At 59.1% G+C, this 15,591-nt stretch carries 14 protein-coding genes; 11 read left to right on the forward strand and 3 right to left on the reverse strand.

The window, feature by feature from the left end; all coding sequences use genetic code 11:
• The first annotated feature begins 70 nt into the window (after positions 1–70).
• From P8S53_RS08160 to P8S53_RS08180, 5 genes are all read left to right on the forward strand, one after another.
• Positions 71–937: a GGDEF domain-containing protein gene (locus tag P8S53_RS08160; RefSeq protein ID WP_277806645.1), complete on the forward strand. Its 867-nt coding sequence runs from the start codon at positions 71–73 to the stop codon at positions 935–937.
• Positions 938–1,173: 236 nt separating this feature from the next.
• Positions 1,174–1,404 carry a twin-arginine translocase TatA/TatE family subunit gene (locus tag P8S53_RS08165; protein WP_277806646.1) on the forward strand — a complete coding sequence of 77 codons (231 nt, stop codon included), beginning with the start codon at positions 1,174–1,176 and terminating at the stop codon, positions 1,402–1,404.
• A gap of 80 nt (positions 1,405–1,484) precedes the next feature.
• Positions 1,485–1,997 carry a Sec-independent protein translocase protein TatB gene (gene tatB, locus P8S53_RS08170; RefSeq protein WP_277806647.1) on the forward strand — a complete coding sequence of 171 codons (513 nt, stop codon included), beginning with the start codon at positions 1,485–1,487 and terminating at the stop codon, positions 1,995–1,997.
• Positions 1,998–2,020: 23 nt separating this feature from the next.
• On the forward strand, positions 2,021–2,899 hold the full coding sequence (tatC, locus tag P8S53_RS08175) for a twin-arginine translocase subunit TatC (RefSeq protein ID WP_277806648.1): 879 nt from the start codon (positions 2,021–2,023) through the stop codon (positions 2,897–2,899).
• Complete coding sequence (locus P8S53_RS08180; RefSeq protein WP_277806649.1) at positions 2,896–3,801, forward strand: ATP-binding protein; 906 nt, start codon at positions 2,896–2,898, stop codon at positions 3,799–3,801. Before tatC ends, P8S53_RS08180 begins: the two co-directional genes overlap by 4 nt.
• A gap of 299 nt (positions 3,802–4,100) precedes the next feature.
• Here the strand turns inward: P8S53_RS08180 and P8S53_RS08185 are convergent, their stop codons facing one another.
• Positions 4,101–5,054: a Gfo/Idh/MocA family protein gene (locus tag P8S53_RS08185; RefSeq protein WP_277806650.1), complete on the reverse strand. Its 954-nt coding sequence runs from the start codon at positions 5,052–5,054 to the stop codon at positions 4,101–4,103.
• Positions 5,055–5,183: 129 nt separating this feature from the next.
• On the opposite strand from P8S53_RS08185, the gene argS reads away from it, so the two are divergent.
• The 4 genes from argS to P8S53_RS08205 all read left to right on the forward strand — a co-directional run bounded on the left by argS (position 5,184) and on the right by P8S53_RS08205 (position 10,324).
• Positions 5,184–6,929: an arginine--tRNA ligase gene (gene argS, locus P8S53_RS08190; RefSeq protein ID WP_277806651.1), complete on the forward strand. Its 1,746-nt coding sequence runs from the start codon at positions 5,184–5,186 to the stop codon at positions 6,927–6,929.
• Between the two features lie 176 nt (positions 6,930–7,105).
• Positions 7,106–8,380: an SPOR domain-containing protein gene (locus tag P8S53_RS08195; protein WP_277806652.1), complete on the forward strand. Its 1,275-nt coding sequence runs from the start codon at positions 7,106–7,108 to the stop codon at positions 8,378–8,380.
• The gene (gene nagZ / locus P8S53_RS08200; protein WP_277806653.1) at positions 8,377–9,378 is read left to right on the forward strand and encodes a beta-N-acetylhexosaminidase; all 1,002 of its coding nucleotides are present in this window, start codon (positions 8,377–8,379) and stop codon (positions 9,376–9,378) included. Before P8S53_RS08195 ends, nagZ begins: the two co-directional genes overlap by 4 nt.
• A 67-nt stretch (positions 9,379–9,445) precedes the next feature.
• Positions 9,446–10,324, forward strand: coding sequence for a LysR family transcriptional regulator (locus P8S53_RS08205; protein ID WP_277806654.1), 879 nt, complete (start codon positions 9,446–9,448; stop codon positions 10,322–10,324).
• A gap of 276 nt (positions 10,325–10,600) precedes the next feature.
• Here the strand turns inward: P8S53_RS08205 and P8S53_RS08210 are convergent, their stop codons facing one another.
• On the reverse strand, positions 10,601–11,041 hold the full coding sequence (locus P8S53_RS08210) for a hypothetical protein (protein WP_277806655.1): 441 nt from the start codon (positions 11,039–11,041) through the stop codon (positions 10,601–10,603).
• 171 nt (positions 11,042–11,212) lie between these two features.
• The gene (locus P8S53_RS08215) at positions 11,213–13,030 is read right to left on the reverse strand and encodes an extracellular solute-binding protein (RefSeq protein WP_277806656.1); all 1,818 of its coding nucleotides are present in this window, start codon (positions 13,028–13,030) and stop codon (positions 11,213–11,215) included.
• A gap of 303 nt (positions 13,031–13,333) precedes the next feature.
• Here P8S53_RS08215 and P8S53_RS08220 point away from each other — a divergent pair, with 303 nt between their 5' ends.
• A complete protein-coding gene (locus P8S53_RS08220; protein ID WP_277806657.1) occupies positions 13,334–14,107 on the forward strand; it encodes a 3-hydroxybutyrate dehydrogenase in 774 nt (257 codons plus the stop codon).
• A gap of 189 nt (positions 14,108–14,296) precedes the next feature.
• Entirely contained in the window at positions 14,297–15,331 is a 1,035-nt protein-coding gene (locus tag P8S53_RS08225) for a patatin-like phospholipase family protein (protein ID WP_277806658.1), read from the forward strand.
• Positions 15,332–15,591 lie beyond the last annotated feature (260 nt).

A 15,591-nucleotide genomic window follows, 5' to 3' on the forward strand; every position in this document is an offset into this window, starting at 1 on the left:
CATCTTTGCACCCAAGCCTGACCATAGTTAACAGCGATACATGCATCATGAAGTGTTGCAAGGTGTCGCCATGAGTTTCCATCGTCAGATCATCGCAGAGAAAAAGATACCGGCTGCGCCTGAAACAGGGGCGGCAGCGCATGGTCAGAACCTGGCCATGGTTGGACCGGATGATACGCGTTTTGACACTGTATTTGCACTGATCCGCCAAACCACAGGCGCGACACATGTTTGCGCGCAATTCAATGGCGATGCCCCGCTGCCGGTGCCTGTCGGCCTGAATTGCCTTGAAGCGCCATTGATGCAGCAGTCGCAACGCATTGGCACGCTGCGTGCGTTCGCCAGCAGTTTCGCACCGAACGCCGAAGCCCTTTTGTCCAGTTTCGCAGCATTGGTCGTGGATCATGCCGCCCTGTGGCTTGAAGCCCACCGCGATGCGCTGACCGGCGCAATGACACGCCGTGCCTTCGCGGATGATTTGACGCGCGCACTATCGGAAAACCGCCGCGATGGCACAGAATACAGCCTGATCATGTTCGATCTTGATAACTTCAAGGCGATCAATGACAGTTTCGGCCATGCCGCAGGCGATGCGGTGCTGCGCACTGTCGGGGCCGCTGTGCAATCCGAACTGCGCCTTGAAGACCGTTTCGGGCGTCTGGGCGGCGAAGAATTCGGCGTGCTGGTCGCGGCTGATGCAGATACAGCGCTGGACATTGCAGAACGCGTGCGCGTTGCAATCGAACAAGCCGTTGCGCCTGAATGTCCTGATGTCCGTTTTACCGCCAGCATGGGCGTTGCAGAATGCGATATTGACTGTGACACTGTTGATACCCTGATGGCGCAGGCCGATGCGCGCCTGTATGCGGCCAAAGCATCCGGTCGCAATGCGGTGCGCGGGACAAAAGCGCTGACGCGCAAGCGCCATATCAACTGAAACCTGCCCTGCGACAAGGCAGTGGCGCGGCCGCAGTTTACCAATCCTGATCACAAATATGGCAGTTCATGGCATTCTGTCGCCCGAACCCGGCCAGGTAACGCTCTTATAGCGGCAATGTGGCAGGAAAATTCAACGATTTCCAATTTGGGGCTTTGATTGCCTGCTGCTAATCCATAAATGGAATATGTAGACACGCGCTGTCATGCTGTTAGCATGACCGGAGGGAGAAAATCATGCTCAATAATATTGGCCCGGCGGGCTTTATCATCATCGCAGTCGTCGTTCTTGTCCTGTTCGGACGCGGCAAGGTCAGCGCCCTGATGGGCGAGGTCGGCAAAGGGATCACATCCTTCAAGAAGGGTCTGAACGATGGCTCCGAGGAGCTGGAGAACAAAAACGGCGAGGCGTCCAGCACACCCCGTGACGTGACGCCGGAAACCGAACACGAAAAAGACAAAGCCTGATCCACGCAGGCGCAGCGGCGCAATCATGCGCCCTGTGGGGCGCGCAATGCCTATGCAAATAGGCGTGCAGGGGGTGTTCAATGCTGGATATAGGCTGGACTGAACTGTTGGTGATTGGCGTTGTCGCGCTTATCGTTGTCGGTCCGAAAGACTTGCCAAAGATGTTTCGGACCCTTGGCCAGTTTACCGCCAAGGCCCGCAATATGGCGCGCGAATTTCAACGCGCAATGGATGAAGCCGCAGATGAAAGCGGCGTCAAGGATGTTGCGCGCGATCTGCGCGGGATGACCGACCCGAAGAAAATGGGTATGGATGAGCTGGACAAGCTTAGGAACTGGGACCCGATGAAGCCCGATGCTCCCTCCAAGGGCAAGAAAACCGGTCCTGCCGCAGATACCAGCAACGCAGATGCCAGCAATGATGAAGATGAAGCCGAACTGGACGAGATCGCGGCCGAAATGGAACAGGTGCGTCAAGATCGCGCCCCCAAGGCGGATGCGGGACGTGGCCGCACTGCCAAAGCAAGCAAAGCAAGCGCCCCCCCCGATACACCTGATGTAGCCCCGAAAGATGACACGGCGTCCAAAGCCTAAGGGCCGCTGCACGAGAGCATGACATGACAAAATCCCCTGCCCAGGATGATATCGAAGACAAAAGCGCGCCATTGATCGAACATCTGGCGGAATTGCGATCACGGTTGATTAAATCCGTGCTGGCATTCGTGCTTGCAATGCTGGCCTGCTTTACCGTCGCGACGCCGATCTTCAATTTTCTGACCGCACCGCTATGTTCGGCCCTTGCTGATCGCGGGCAAAACTGTGACCTGATTTTCATCAGCCCACAAGAAGGGTTCTTTGTCGCAATCAAGGTGTCGCTTCTGGGCGGCTTCATGCTGTCGTTTCCAGTGATTGCGATGCAGATGTGGCGGTTTGTGGCACCCGGCCTGTATCGGTCTGAAAAGGGTGCGTTCCTGCCCTTTCTGGTCGCGTCCCCGTTCATGTTCCTGCTGGGCGCGTCATTTGCATTCTATATTGTCACCCCTCTGGCTTACAATTTCTTCCTTGGCTTCCAGCAATTCGGCGCCGCGGGAGAGGCTTTGGAAGGTGGCCCCGCAACGGCACCTTTGTCGGTTGTGTTTCAGGGGTCTGCACAGGAATATCTGAACCTGACCATCAAGTTCATTGTGGCGTTCGGGCTGTGTTTTCAGCTGCCGGTTCTGCTGACCCTGATGGGCAAGGCCGGGCTGGTGTCAGAGGCGGGCCTGCGATCCGGGCGCAAATGGGCGATGGTGGGCATTCTGACACTTGCCGCCCTCGTCACGCCGCCTGATGTGATCACCCAGATCATCCTGTTTGCAGTGGTCTATGGCCTGTATGAGATTTCGATTTTTCTGGTGGCACGCGTCGAACGCAAGCGGAATGAAAAACTGCGCCGTGAAGGGTTGCTGGACGAAGATGACGAAATATTCGCCGACGAGATGGAAGACGAAAAATGACCCTGCCGCCTTTCGTTCTGCCATCTGACGCCGCGAATACCGACCTGCAAAACGAAGACACCGCATCAAGCCTGCGCCGCATTGCCGATGCGCTGGAGCGTGTGTCGCCGCCTGCCGATACTGCCCCCGATTTTGCCAGTGCAGATGCATTCGTCTGGCATGTCAGCCCCGACCATGTGCAGCCGGTAGCGCAGGTCAACCGCGTGGCGCTGGATCTGTTGGTGGGGATCGGGCGTTCGCGCGACACATTGCTGGCCAACACTGTCCAGTTTGCGCGCGGTCTGCCTGCGAATAATGCGCTTTTGTGGGGCGCGCGCGGTATGGGTAAATCATCGCTGGTCAAGGCCGTTCATGCAGCGGTGCTGGAACAGGTGCCGGAATCGGCGCTGAAGCTTGTGGAAATCCAGCGCGAGGATCTGCCGTCGATCGGGCGGTTGATGGCCCATTTGCGCAAGGTGGATGCGCGGTTCATCCTGTTTTGCGATGATCTGTCCTTCAGCCATGATGACCAGCATTACAAATCCCTGAAGGCGGTTCTGGATGGTGGGGTCGAAGGGCGGCCTGAAAATGTGGTGCTGTATGCGACATCGAACCGCCGCCACCTGATGCCCCGCGACATGATCGAAAATGAACGTTCATCCGCGATTTCCCCGTCGGAAGCTGTTGAAGAAAAAGTGTCGCTGTCAGACCGGTTTGGCCTGTGGCTGGGGTTCCATCCGTGTGATCAGGACGAGTATCTGGCGATGATTCAGGGCTATTGCACGGCCTATGGCCTGCATATCGACCCCGCACGCCTGCGCGCCGAGGCAATCGAATGGCAGGCCACGCGCGGCAGCCGGTCAGGCCGCGTGGCGTGGCAGTTCTTCACCGATCTTGCTGGGCGCGAAGGCGTGCGCATCTGACCGGCTGCGGGCCTGTCTGGAATGATTTTGGGCCTGATGCTTGCGTGGGCACGACCAAGGCGCGGAATCAAGGCCGCAGGCCGCCGCGCCATCGGTGGGCCGTCCCGCGGCCTGCCGATTTGGTCAGTGACACGCAAAGCCTTTGATGTCGGAATATACCGCCTGCATAAAGTGAACTGCACCAATGTCGGATCGGCAGACCCCGGCCCACCGATAGCGCGGGCTTTATCCATGGCCGTAATGCCCCCGCCTTCAGACCATTTCAACCAGTCCCGCGTTCCACCCCGACGCGATATGCCCTAAGCCGCTGCGTCAAAGATCGCGTCGATCATCACCTGATTGCCGCGCGACATTTCCAGCGGGCAGGCAAAAGCGCTGCCAGTCCGCACCGACCGGCCAAAAGCTTCGATCATCAGCGCATATTGGTTGATGTTGTTGAAATGCCGCGTGGTGATCTGCCCGTCGGCGTCGCACCAGTCGACCCGGCAATCCCCGTAATTCGGCCCGTTGAACGGTGCATTCAGCGCAATCCAGCCGTCTTGTCCGTGAAACACCATCTGCTGACGCCGCGCCTGCATCATCCCGCAGTAAAACGACATGGTGAAATCTGCGAAATCGGCCCAGACGCGGGCGAAAATATCGACACCATTCTGGGTGCGGATATCGGCGCGCAGGGTTTCGGGTTCCATGCCGGTTGTCATGCGCGTCACAAAGCAAGGGTAAACACCCACATCACGCAAGCCCCCGCCCCCCATATCGGCGATATGGCGGATATTGCTCAGGTCGCGGTTGGTGTAGGTGAAACACCCGTCTACATGTTCCAGCCGCCCGATGGCCCCTTGCGCCAACAGATCACGCGCCAGTGCCCATTGGGGGTGGTGGGCGACCATGAACGCTTCGGCAATCAGTCGGCCAGTGGTATCGCGCGCGGCGATCAACTGGTCGATTTCGCTTGAATGCAGGGCAATGGGCTTTTCACACAGCACATGTTTGCCCGCCTGCGCCGCTTTCACTGACCATTCGACATGCAGGTGATTGGGCAGGGGAATATAGACCGCATCAATATTCGGGTCTGCGAGCAGGGCGTCATAGCTGTTGTGAACCGTCAACCCTGGCACCAAAGCCTGAAACGGTGCAGCGCGCGCCACCTCGCGCGTGGCCACAGCGACCAGTTCGGCACCGTTTGCCAGTTGGATGGCGGGCGCGACATCGGTTCGGGCGATCTTGGCCGCCCCCAGTATTCCCCAGCGCATGTTTATATCCTTATGTAAGGGTGTGTTAGCGCAACCATACACCCCCAACCCCGCGACACAAGGGCTTCGCGGGCATTGACGCCCGCGCGCCTGCGGCGTAGGGCAGACGCAGCAACAAGGACGGACAAGATGAACCTGTTTTCCGATATTCGTGCGCTGGTGCTGGACTGTTTGCAGGCCATGGTCGCTGACAGCGCGTTGCCGCAAGGCCTGGATTTCAGCAATGTCGCGGTAGAACCGCCGCGCGATCCCGCGCATGGCGATATGGCAACGAACGCCGCGATGGTGCTGGCCAAACCTGCCGGGTTGAAACCGCGCGAGATTGCCGATGCGCTTGCCGCAGCCCTGACCGCAGATGCCCGTATTGACAGTGCAGAAGTCGCGGGGCCGGGGTTTTTGAACCTGCGCCTGTCGCCGGCGTTATGGCAAGGTGTTGTTGCAACGGCCTTGACCGACGGCCTGGCGTTCGGACGCTCGGATATGGGGCAGGGGGTGCGGGTAAATGTCGAGTTCGTGTCCGCAAACCCCACTGGGCCTATGCATGTGGGCCATACGCGCGGCGCGGTGGTGGGGGACGCATTGTGCAACCTGCTGGCCTTCGCAGGCTATGATGTGACGCGCGAATATTACATCAACGATGGTGGCGCGCAGGTCGATGTTCTGGCGCGGTCAGCCTATGAGCGCTACCGCGAGGCGCATGGCCTGTCGCCCGAAATTGCCGATGGGCTTTATCCCGGCGAATACCTTAAAGATGTGGGCGAGGAGCTGAAGGCCGAGTTCGGCGAGACGTTCCTTGACCAACCCGAGTCTGTGTGGCTGGAGACAGTGCGCAATTTTGCAACGGATCGCATGATGGGCATGATCCGCGAGGATCTGGCCGCCCTTGGTGTGCGCATGGATGTCTATTCCAGCGAGAAAGCGCTTTACGGCACTGGCGAGATCGAGACCGCCATTGAACGGCTGCGCGCGCAAAACCTGATCTATACCGGCACGCTGGAGCCGCCGAAGGGCAAGACGCCTGAAGACTGGGAACCGCGCGAACAAACCCTGTTCCGGTCGACCGCGCATGGCGACGATGTTGACCGCCCGATCATGAAATCGGATGGAAGCTGGACGTATTTCGCCCCTGATATTGCATATCATTACAACAAGATAGCGCGCGAATTTGATCTGCTGATCGACATTTTCGGCGCCGATCATGGCGGCTATGTCAAGCGGATGAAAGCGGCCGTATCGGCGCTGTCCAATGGTCGTGTGCCGCTGGAGGTGAAGCTGATCCAGTTGGTGAAACTTTACAAGAACGGCGAGCCGTTCAAGATGTCCAAGCGTGCAGGCACATTTGTGACCCTGCGCGATGTGGTGGATGAAGTGGGCGCAGATGTCACCCGCTTTGTCATGCTGACCCGCAAGAACGACGCAACGCTGGATTTCGATTTTGACAAGGTGCTTGAACAATCCCGCGATAATCCGGTGTTCTATGTGCAATATGCCCATGCACGGATATGCTCGGTGCTGCGCAAGGCGGCGGATATGGGCGTTGCAACAGATGACACGGCGCTTGCGAATGCGGCGCATACAATGCTGGATGACCCTGCCGAACTGGCACTGATGCGGAAACTGGCCGAATGGCCGCGGATTGTGGAACTGGCAGCGCGCACGCAAGAACCCCATAGAATTGCCGCCTATCTGTCTGAATTGGCAGCGGAATTTCACGGATTGTGGAACCGTGGCAATGACACGCCCGCACTTCGTTTCGTGCAAGAGGGCGATCTTGCCACAACCTCGGCCAAAATTGCACTCGCGCGCGGGACAGGCGTTGTTATTTCCGCCGGGCTTGCTATCCTAGGTGTCACGCCAGTCACTGAAATGCGCTAAAATGCGCAACTGTGGTCAGGTAAACGGGCAGGGCGGGAACGTGCTGTCCGTGAAAAATATAAAAAGCGCAAAACGCGCAGCAAAAGCGGCAGTGTCGAGCAGGCATCTTGCCAAACGTCGAAAAACCATGTGAGCGGGCGCAGTCTGTCTGCGCCTCGCACGTGAGAGAGGCAGTTATGGGTGAGAGCAGGTATTTCCCCGCAGATAATGCCCACGGTCATGTGCCGGTGAATGGCAGGTCCGGCCACATGCATTCTGATGGGCATTCCTATCATGGATATGGTGACGGTGCGGGTTATGCACCGGAATATGCACGCGCGCCCCAGCGCGCCCCTGCGGCCGCCCCCGAATACGCCCCGATGCAAGATCCTGCCTATGGTGCTGCGCAAGGCTATGCGCCTTATCCGGCGCAGCCCGGCCACTATGCCCCTGATGCTGCATATAATCCGCACGCCGCATACGCGCATCCGTCACAGGGCTATGCGCCTGCGCCCAATGCACCGCCCGTGAATGCCGCGCGGCGGGGTGCCGCACCGCATGCGCCCCAGTATATGTCCGGTGGTGGCGGGGGCGCGTCGCTGACGATGCGGCCCAATGCCGTGATGCATGCCTTCGGGGCGGTTATATCACTTGCGCTTGTGGTTGCGGCTGGTGTTTGGACATGGCAGATGATGCAGCGTGATGTGTCGGGCGTGCCGGTTGTGCGTGCATTGGAAGGGCCGTCGCGCGTGGCCCCCGAAAACCCCGGTGGACGGCAGGCTGCGTTTCAGGGTCTGGCGATAAACGAACTGGCGGCCGCATCTGATGATGATGGCAGTGGCGCGATTATGCTGGCACCGCCCCCGACAGGGTTGGGCGCAAATGACATTCAGCCGCGTCAGGCGGACCAGATTCAGCCCCCCTCATCCGACTATTCCTCTGACACCGAGGCCGCCATTCCGGTTTCATTGCAAACTGACGTGCCCGAAATAAGTGGCGAGCCGCTGGGCTTTGTCACCCCCAACCGCCTTGCCGTGTCGCGTTCGGTGCGCCCGCCTGCACGCGGGCAGGATGTGCAGGTTGCGCGCGCTGCCACCCCCGCCGCGCAAAGCGCGCCCGCGACGGTATCTTCCAGTTCCGACGCCGACGCGATTGCCGCGTCTGTGGCGGCGGGTATGTCATCGCCGCGCGGGCTGGATGTGGACCCTGCCAGCATCGGGCCGGGCACGCGCCTTGTGCAACTGGGTGCATTTGATGATGCACCGGCGGCACGTGCGGCATGGGACCAGTTGGCACGCCGCTTTTCGCCCTTGCTGGATGACCGTGGCCGCGTGATCGAAGCGGCCCATAGCGGCGGGTCGGTATTTTACCGCCTGCGCGCGCACGGGTTTGAAGATGAACGCGATGCACGGCGGTTCTGTTCAGCGCTGGTTGCACAGAATATCGACTGTATTCCTGTGCTTGTACGATGAGCCAGACACCGCGCGCAGTTATTTTCGGCTGCGAGGGGACGCGCCTGAACAACATGGAGCGCCGGTTTATCGCAGATGCGTCCCCTTGGGGTGCGATTTTGTTTGCGCGCAATGTTGAAACGCCAGCCCAACTGTCCGCGCTTTGCGCGGATTGGCGCGATGTGCTGGGGCGCGATATTCCCATTCTGATAGATCAGGAAGGCGGGCGCGTGCAGCGCATGCGCGCGCCGCATTGGCGCGAATGGATGCCCGCGCTAGAGCAGACACAGCGCAGCGCCAACCCCGCGCGCGCCATGTATGTGCGGGGGCGTCTTATCGCGGGGGAATTGCGTGCAGTCGGGGTGGATGTGAATTGCGCGCCGCTGGCGGATATTGCGTTCGCCCACACGCATGCCGTTTTGCGCAACCGCTGCTACGGGCAGGATGTGGACACCGTGACCGCCTGCGCGCGCGCCATGGCAAACGGGTTGCTGGCGGGCGGTGTGCTGCCAGTGCTGAAACACATCCCCGGTCATGGCCGCGCCGATCTGGACAGTCATCTGCAACTGCCGGTGGTTGATACGCCCCGCGAGGATCTGGAACACACCGATTTTGCGGTATTCCGTGCGCTGGCTGATCTGCCCATGGGAATGAGTGCGCATCTGGTGTTTTCTGACATCGATCCTGATTTGCCCGCCACGACATCGATACGGATGATCGACCTGATCCGCAACAGTATCGGGTTTTCGGGCCTGTTGATGAGTGATGACATCTCGATGCAGGCGCTTCGCGGGCCAGTCGCTGCGCGTGCAGATGCCGCGTTGCGGGCTGGGTGTGATATCGTTTTGCATTGCAATGGCAATCTGGATGAAATGCGCAGTCTTGCGGGCGCATGCCCGCCCATGAGCGCTGCTGCGCAGCAGCGTGCAGATCAGGCATTGGCACAGCGAACCAGCCCTGACGGGGCGGATATGGACGCGTTGCTGGCCGAATATGATGCGCTTGTCGGCGCGGCGTGACATTGCTTGACACGGCATCGCCTGAACGCCCATCCTGCAATGACCCATCTGGACGGAGTCGACACGCATGAGCCTTGCCCCATGGGATGAACTGCGCACTGCCCTGCATGTCGCGCGTGCCGGCACTGTAAGTGGCGCGGCCCATGCGCTGGGTGTGCATCATGCAACGGTCATCCGTCATATTGATGCGCTGGAAGACCGGCTTGGCGTCAAGCTGTTTCAGCGCCACGCAAAAGGGTATTCCCCGACCGAAGCGGGGCAGGCATTGGCCGAAGTTGCCGGTGGCGCAGAACAGAACTTCGATGCGCTGGCCGCGCGGCTGCACGGGTTACAAGACGGAATTGGCGGCGATCTTGTGATAACCACCGTGCCGGAGCTATGCCGCCTGTTGATGCCCGCCATTCAGGCCCTGATGGATGAACATCCTGCGCTAAGCCCTTGCCTGCGCACCGAAGAACGCGTTTTGCAGCTTGAATATGGCGAGGCGCATCTGGCCATTCGTGCCGGTGCCCGCCCGCAGGAACCCGATAATGTGGTGCAGCCTTTGGGGGATTTGTCGTTCGGGCTGTATGGTGCCGAAAGCTATCTGAAGCAGCACGGCACCCCGTCGGGGATGGACGATCTGGGCACGCATCTGTTCATCGCCGCAGATGCCGTGAATGTCCGCGCCCCGTTCGACATATGGCTGCGGCAGACAGGGTATAAGGTTGCGTTGCGCAGCAACAGCACCACGGTTCGCGCCGATGCAACGCGCAGCGGTATGGGACTGGGCTTTCTGACGCCAGCGCTTGCCCCTGAAGGATTGGTGCAGGTGGTTGAACCCCAACCCGAATGGTCCGCACCAATATGGCTGGTGACGCATGTGGACCTGCACCGCAGTGCCAAAGTTCAGGCGGCGAGTGCGGCGATAAAACAGGTTTTGGCGCCAAGTCTGATGAAACCCTAGGGCGTGCCCGCGTTCATTCGCATTCATGCAATGACCTGATCGGGCTGGAACTGCCCGTTGGCGGGTGGCCTGTCCGCCTGAGCAGGGCTGTGGCGCGGCGGGCTTGCGCCCGTTGCTCCGCGCCTCAGGGCATCTGTGCCGACAGGTGTTCGGCACTAGAGCATGCTGCTCAAAAGTGGGAACCGGTTTTGAGCTTCTCGAACATGCGAAATCAATAAGTTAGGGCATGTCTCGTGAATGCGAATGAACGTGATATGCTCTATCCCGCCCGACAGCTTAGAATGACCAGACGCGGGCTGTCATATCCATCATAGCGCCCGCCATTGCCGGGGGCTGTGCAACGCCCACACCATCCAGCAAGACAGATGCATCGGCACCCATACCCGGCAGATAGATGGCACAGACCTCGACCGTGGCGCCGTTGGCCATCAGGTTTTGCAGCATGCCCTGCGGGCTGGCATCGCGCGGCGGTTGGCCTGCTGTCGCGCTTTCGGGGGCATCGATCAATGCCAGATCGCCGCCCGGCCCACATAGCAGAATATGCGCATCCGCGCCTTGCTCCACGGCTTGTGTGGTCAGCACCATGGCCATCAACTGGGTTTGTGCGTTGTCGGATGTGACGACAGTGACCAGCTTGCTGGCCTCATCGGCGATTGCGGTCGTTGCAAGGGCGCTGCAAAGGGTGGCACCAAGCAAGGTGTTGCGGATCATGGTCATGTTGAAAGCCTTTCGAATTGGGCTGTGTGTTTAAGATAGCCCAGTGCTCGCAGATATATTGACGAATTCATACATGACGATGTGACGCATGCGCCTTGATCTGCCGGTCTGGCCTGACTCAGGCCGGACCCCGTTCAGGCAATGCCAAGCCGGACAAAGCGCAGTCGCAGATCACTCCTGCCACCACCAGACATCGGGCTGAAAGCCGATCCAGTCGCCATAGATTGGCAGGCGTTCGGGGAAGCGTAGCTCGCGCGCATGTGCGATGCGGGCGCGGTCGTTGAACCAGAAGGGCACGACATGTCGTCCCGCTGTCAGAACGCGGTCCAATGCGCGGGCGCTGTCGATGAAATCTTCCTGATCGTTCGATGTGACAAGCCGTTCGATCAGTGCGTCTATCGCAGGGCTTTGAACGCCCATCCAGTTGCGGGACCCTTCCGCAGTTGCCGCGTCAGACCCCCAATACAGCCGCTGTTCAGCACCGGGCGACAGGGACAGGCCGCGAATGTAATAGGCCATGTCGAAATCGAACGCATTCGTGCGCTCGGTATATTGCGCCGAATCAATCTGGGTGACGTTGACATTCATTCCCAGCCGCGACAGGGCTTCGGAATAAATCTCGGCAATCGCCAGAACCTCGCTGGAGCCTTGGCGCAGCAAAATGGTAAAACGGAACGGGTCGCCATCTGCATTGCGCAAAACGCCCGCGCTGTCTGCGTCCCATCCCGCTTCGGCCAGCAGATTGGTGGCCGCGCGCATATTGGCACGGTTTGTCACGCTGCCATCCGATACCGGCAGCGTGTAGCCTTCAAGTGTGCCGGGCAGAAGATCATCGGCAAAGGGGGCCAGAAATTCCGCCACGCGCCCGTCTGCCGGGCCATCGTGCATGCCCAGAACCGAATTCGAGAAATAGGATGTGATTCGCGGGTCTTCGGACGCGTTGATGATCTGGTTGATGTATTCAAAGTTAAACGCGTGAATCATCGCTTCGCGCACACGCCAGTCGGAAAACAGGGGGTTGCGGCTGTTCATCACGAAACCGGCAATACCGGACGGGCGTTCATGGGGGATTTCCGATTTCACCACCTCGCCTGCCTGCATGGCGGGGAAATCATAGCGCGTGTTCCATGATGCCGCGTTTGTTTCGCGCATGGTGTTGAGCATGCCAGAGGTGAAGGCCTCGAACATGGCGGTGCCATCGCCGAAAAATTCCATGCGGATTTCATCAAGATTGGCCTGTCCGCGCATGAACGGCAGGTCATTGCCCCAATAGTCGGGATTGCGCTTCAGATAGACATAGCGCCCCGCTTCGAACCGGTCGATGACATAGGGCGCGGTGGTGATGGGAATAACCGATGTGCCTGATTCGGCAAAATCCAGCCCGTCCCATTGCGCCTTTTGCAGGATCGGGCGCATGCCCATGATCAGCGGCAATTCGCGGTCAGGCTCGGTAAAGGTGAAGCGGATGGACCGCTCGCCCGTGATTTCCGCACGTTCAACCCGCGCCCAGGTGCCGTGATAGCGGGGGTGGCCCACTGTGCCCAGCGTTTCATAGGACCACAGCACATCTTCAACCGTGACGGGGCTGCCATCGGAAAACGCGGCTTCGGGGCGCAAGGTGAATTCAACCCAGGTGCGGGCTTCATCAGTTTCAACCGATTCGGCCAAAAGACCGTAAAGTGTGAAGGGTTCGTCCCAGTTCTGGCCCATCAGGCTTTCATAAGCCAAATATTGTAATTGCCACGGACTGCGCCCTTTCAGGATATGCGGGTTCAGCGAATCAAAGCCGCCGACTTCGCCCTGAACGATGCGTCCGCCTTTGGGCGCGTCGGGGTTCACATGGGGCAAATGTTCAAAATCTGGTGGTAGGGCAGGGTCACCATACATAGCTATGCCATGGGTGGCCTGTGCAAATGCAGGGCTTAGGGCTGCGCACCCCATCGCAAGAATGATGGTTGCGGTCGTGTTTCGACATATTTTTGATAACATTCAAGCGACTCCGGGGGGATGAATTCGGGGCACAGTTTCCCCATACGCTACAGTCCGATGACAGAGTTTTCAAACTTTTAGCTTGGAACACGACGTCACAAGGTCTATATATGACTCACTGCTCGATAGGTTTCTTGCCTGTATGAAACCTGCCTCAATTACTGACGCCCGCCTTGTGCGGGCGTTTTTTTTTGGCCTGCGCGATTCGGGATACCTGTTCAAAACTGCGCGATAGCTTTGCTTTGGGTTTTCCATTTTTCCGTCTATGCTGCACAGCAGAGAAATATGTAAGAGGAAAGAAGAATGCAGCTTGCAGGAAAACGCGCGGTCGTCACGGGGTCGAATTCGGGAATCGGGCTGGGGGTCGCGCGCGAACTGGCCCGCGCGGGCGCGGAAGTGGTGATAAATTCCTTTTCCGACACACCAGAAGATCACCAGATCGCGGCCGATATTGCCAGCGAAACCGGCGCGTCCGTCACCTATATTCAGGCCGATATGTCGAAACCGGACGACTGCCGCGCCCTGATAGAAAAGGCTGGCGGCTGCGATATTCTGGTGAATAACGCAGGCATTCAGCATGTCGCGCGGATTGAAGAATTCCCGCAGGACAAATGGGACGCGATCATCGCGATCAACCTGTCATCGGCGTTTCATACCACTGCGGCGGCCCTGCCGGGGATGTATGCAAAAGGGTGGGGGCGTGTGGTCAACATCGCCTCGGCGCACGGGTTGACGGCAAGCCCCTATAAATCCGCCTATATTGCCGCGAAACACGGGGTTGTGGGGCTTAGCAAGACGACCGCGCTGGAAGCCGCGGGCAAGGGGGTGACCTGCAATGCTGTGTGTCCGGGCTATGTGCTGACGCCGATTGTCGAAAAGCAGATCCCCGACCAGATGAAAACCCACAACATGGACCGTGAAACAGTGATCAAGGAAGTCATGCTGTCGCGTCAGCCTTCAGGGGAATTTGCCACTGTCGAGCAAATCGGAGGCACGACCGTGTTTTTATGCTCTGACGCGGCAGCGCAGATCACCGGCACCACGATTTCGGTCGACGGAGGCTGGACGGCGCTTTGACGATGCGGGCAGATTTGATGCTGGAATGAGTATTTTTGGCAAGGTGAAGGACCGGCCCCGCGCAGCCCGCCCAGGGGGGCGTGCAAAGCTGCGGGGCTGTCTGGAACTTCTGAATTTTGATCTGTCGCGTTTGCGGTTAAGGGGGCGTGTGCCGACTGTCCGCAAGGCGCGGTATTGAAAGGCGATATAATGGTAAAGCGTATCAATCTGGCATTGCAGGGCGGGGGCGCGCATGGCGCGTTTACATGGGGGGTTCTGGACCGTCTGTTGCAAGATGACGGGATCGAGATTGCAGCGATTTCGGGAACATCCGCAGGCGCGTTGAACGCCGCCGCGCTGAAGGCGGGCATGGCGGACGGCGGGCGTGCCGGCGCGCGTGCACTTCTGGACCAGATCTGGCATCAGGTGGGGGCGGTGCATGACCTGCGCCTGACGGGTTGGATTGCGCAGGCATTGCCGCCGATCGGCGTGATAAATTCGTGGATGGAAAACCTGATGCCGGTCTCGCCCATGGATATGGCGGCGCTGATGACCAGCCCTTATCAATATGGTGCGCTCTATCGCAACCCGCTGGAACCGGTCGTGCGGTCCTTGCGGTTTGACAAGGTGTGCAGCCAGTCCGGGCCGGAGTTGTATATCGCCGCGACCAATGTGCGCACCGGCAAGATCCGGGTGTTTTCGGGGGAAGAGCTGACTTGCGATGTGATCCTTGCATCCGCATGCCTGCCGACCGTGTTTCAGGCCGTGGAATTTGTCGACCCGAAAACCGGCAAGCAAGAGGCCTTCTGGGATGGGGGATATACCGGAAACCCCGCATTATTCCCCTTGTTCGAGCCGCATTTGCCCGATGACATTATGATAGTGAATATCAACCCGCTGGTGCGGGACAGCCTGCCGCGCACAGCACAGGAGATACAGAACCGGCTGAACGAGATCAGCTTCAATTCATCGCTGCTGCGCGAGATGCGCGCCATAGGATTCGTCAAACGCCTGATCGCCGAAGGCCGCATGGAGCGTGGCACAATGAAGGATGTCTTGTTGCATATGGTGGCCGATGACGACCTTATGAACACGCTTTCGGTCACCAGCAAGGTCACGCCGACACCGTATCTTTTGCATTCGCTGAAAGAGGCAGGGCGCGCTGCCTGCACGCGCTTTCTGGACCGGCATAAAGCCGATCTGAATGACCGCATGACGGTTGATCTGGAAGCGATGTTCAACTAGCGCGCAGCCGTATCTGTTGAAGCGCATGGTTGGCAGAGTTTGGCCTTTTGCTGCCATTGAGGCCATGGATATAGCCCGCGCTATCGGTGGGCCGGGGTCTGCCGATCCGACATTATAAGAATGCAGTTTATGCAGGCTGAATATCCCTTACTTCAATGGCTTGGCCTGCCATCAGCCAAATCGGCAGGCCGCAGGACGGCCCACCGATGGCGCGGCGGGCTGCGCCCTTTGCTCCGCGCCTTTGTGCGTCCCCTTTAGGC

Origin of the sequence: Roseinatronobacter sp. S2 (assembly GCF_029581395.1) — a bacterium.
GTDB lineage: Bacteria > Pseudomonadota > Alphaproteobacteria > Rhodobacterales > Rhodobacteraceae > Roseinatronobacter.

Coding starts and splice junctions, on each gene's coding strand:
- P8S53_RS08160 (WP_277806645.1), top strand. CDS start 71: ATGAGTTTCCATCGTCAGATCATCGCAGAGAAAAAGATACCGGCTGCG.
- P8S53_RS08165 (WP_277806646.1), top strand. CDS start 1,174: ATGCTCAATAATATTGGCCCGGCGGGCTTTATCATCATCGCAGTCGTC.
- tatB (WP_277806647.1), top strand. CDS start 1,485: ATGCTGGATATAGGCTGGACTGAACTGTTGGTGATTGGCGTTGTCGCG.
- tatC (WP_277806648.1), top strand. CDS start 2,021: ATGACAAAATCCCCTGCCCAGGATGATATCGAAGACAAAAGCGCGCCA.
- P8S53_RS08180 (WP_277806649.1), top strand. CDS start 2,896: ATGACCCTGCCGCCTTTCGTTCTGCCATCTGACGCCGCGAATACCGAC.
- P8S53_RS08185 (WP_277806650.1), bottom strand. CDS start 5,054: ATGCGCTGGGGAATACTGGGGGCGGCCAAGATCGCCCGAACCGATGTC.
- argS (WP_277806651.1), top strand. CDS start 5,184: ATGAACCTGTTTTCCGATATTCGTGCGCTGGTGCTGGACTGTTTGCAG.
- P8S53_RS08195 (WP_277806652.1), top strand. CDS start 7,106: ATGGGTGAGAGCAGGTATTTCCCCGCAGATAATGCCCACGGTCATGTG.
- nagZ (WP_277806653.1), top strand. CDS start 8,377: ATGAGCCAGACACCGCGCGCAGTTATTTTCGGCTGCGAGGGGACGCGC.
- P8S53_RS08205 (WP_277806654.1), top strand. CDS start 9,446: ATGAGCCTTGCCCCATGGGATGAACTGCGCACTGCCCTGCATGTCGCG.
- P8S53_RS08210 (WP_277806655.1), bottom strand. CDS start 11,041: ATGACCATGATCCGCAACACCTTGCTTGGTGCCACCCTTTGCAGCGCC.
- P8S53_RS08215 (WP_277806656.1), bottom strand. CDS start 13,030: ATGTTATCAAAAATATGTCGAAACACGACCGCAACCATCATTCTTGCG.
- P8S53_RS08220 (WP_277806657.1), top strand. CDS start 13,334: ATGCAGCTTGCAGGAAAACGCGCGGTCGTCACGGGGTCGAATTCGGGA.
- P8S53_RS08225 (WP_277806658.1), top strand. CDS start 14,297: ATGGTAAAGCGTATCAATCTGGCATTGCAGGGCGGGGGCGCGCATGGC.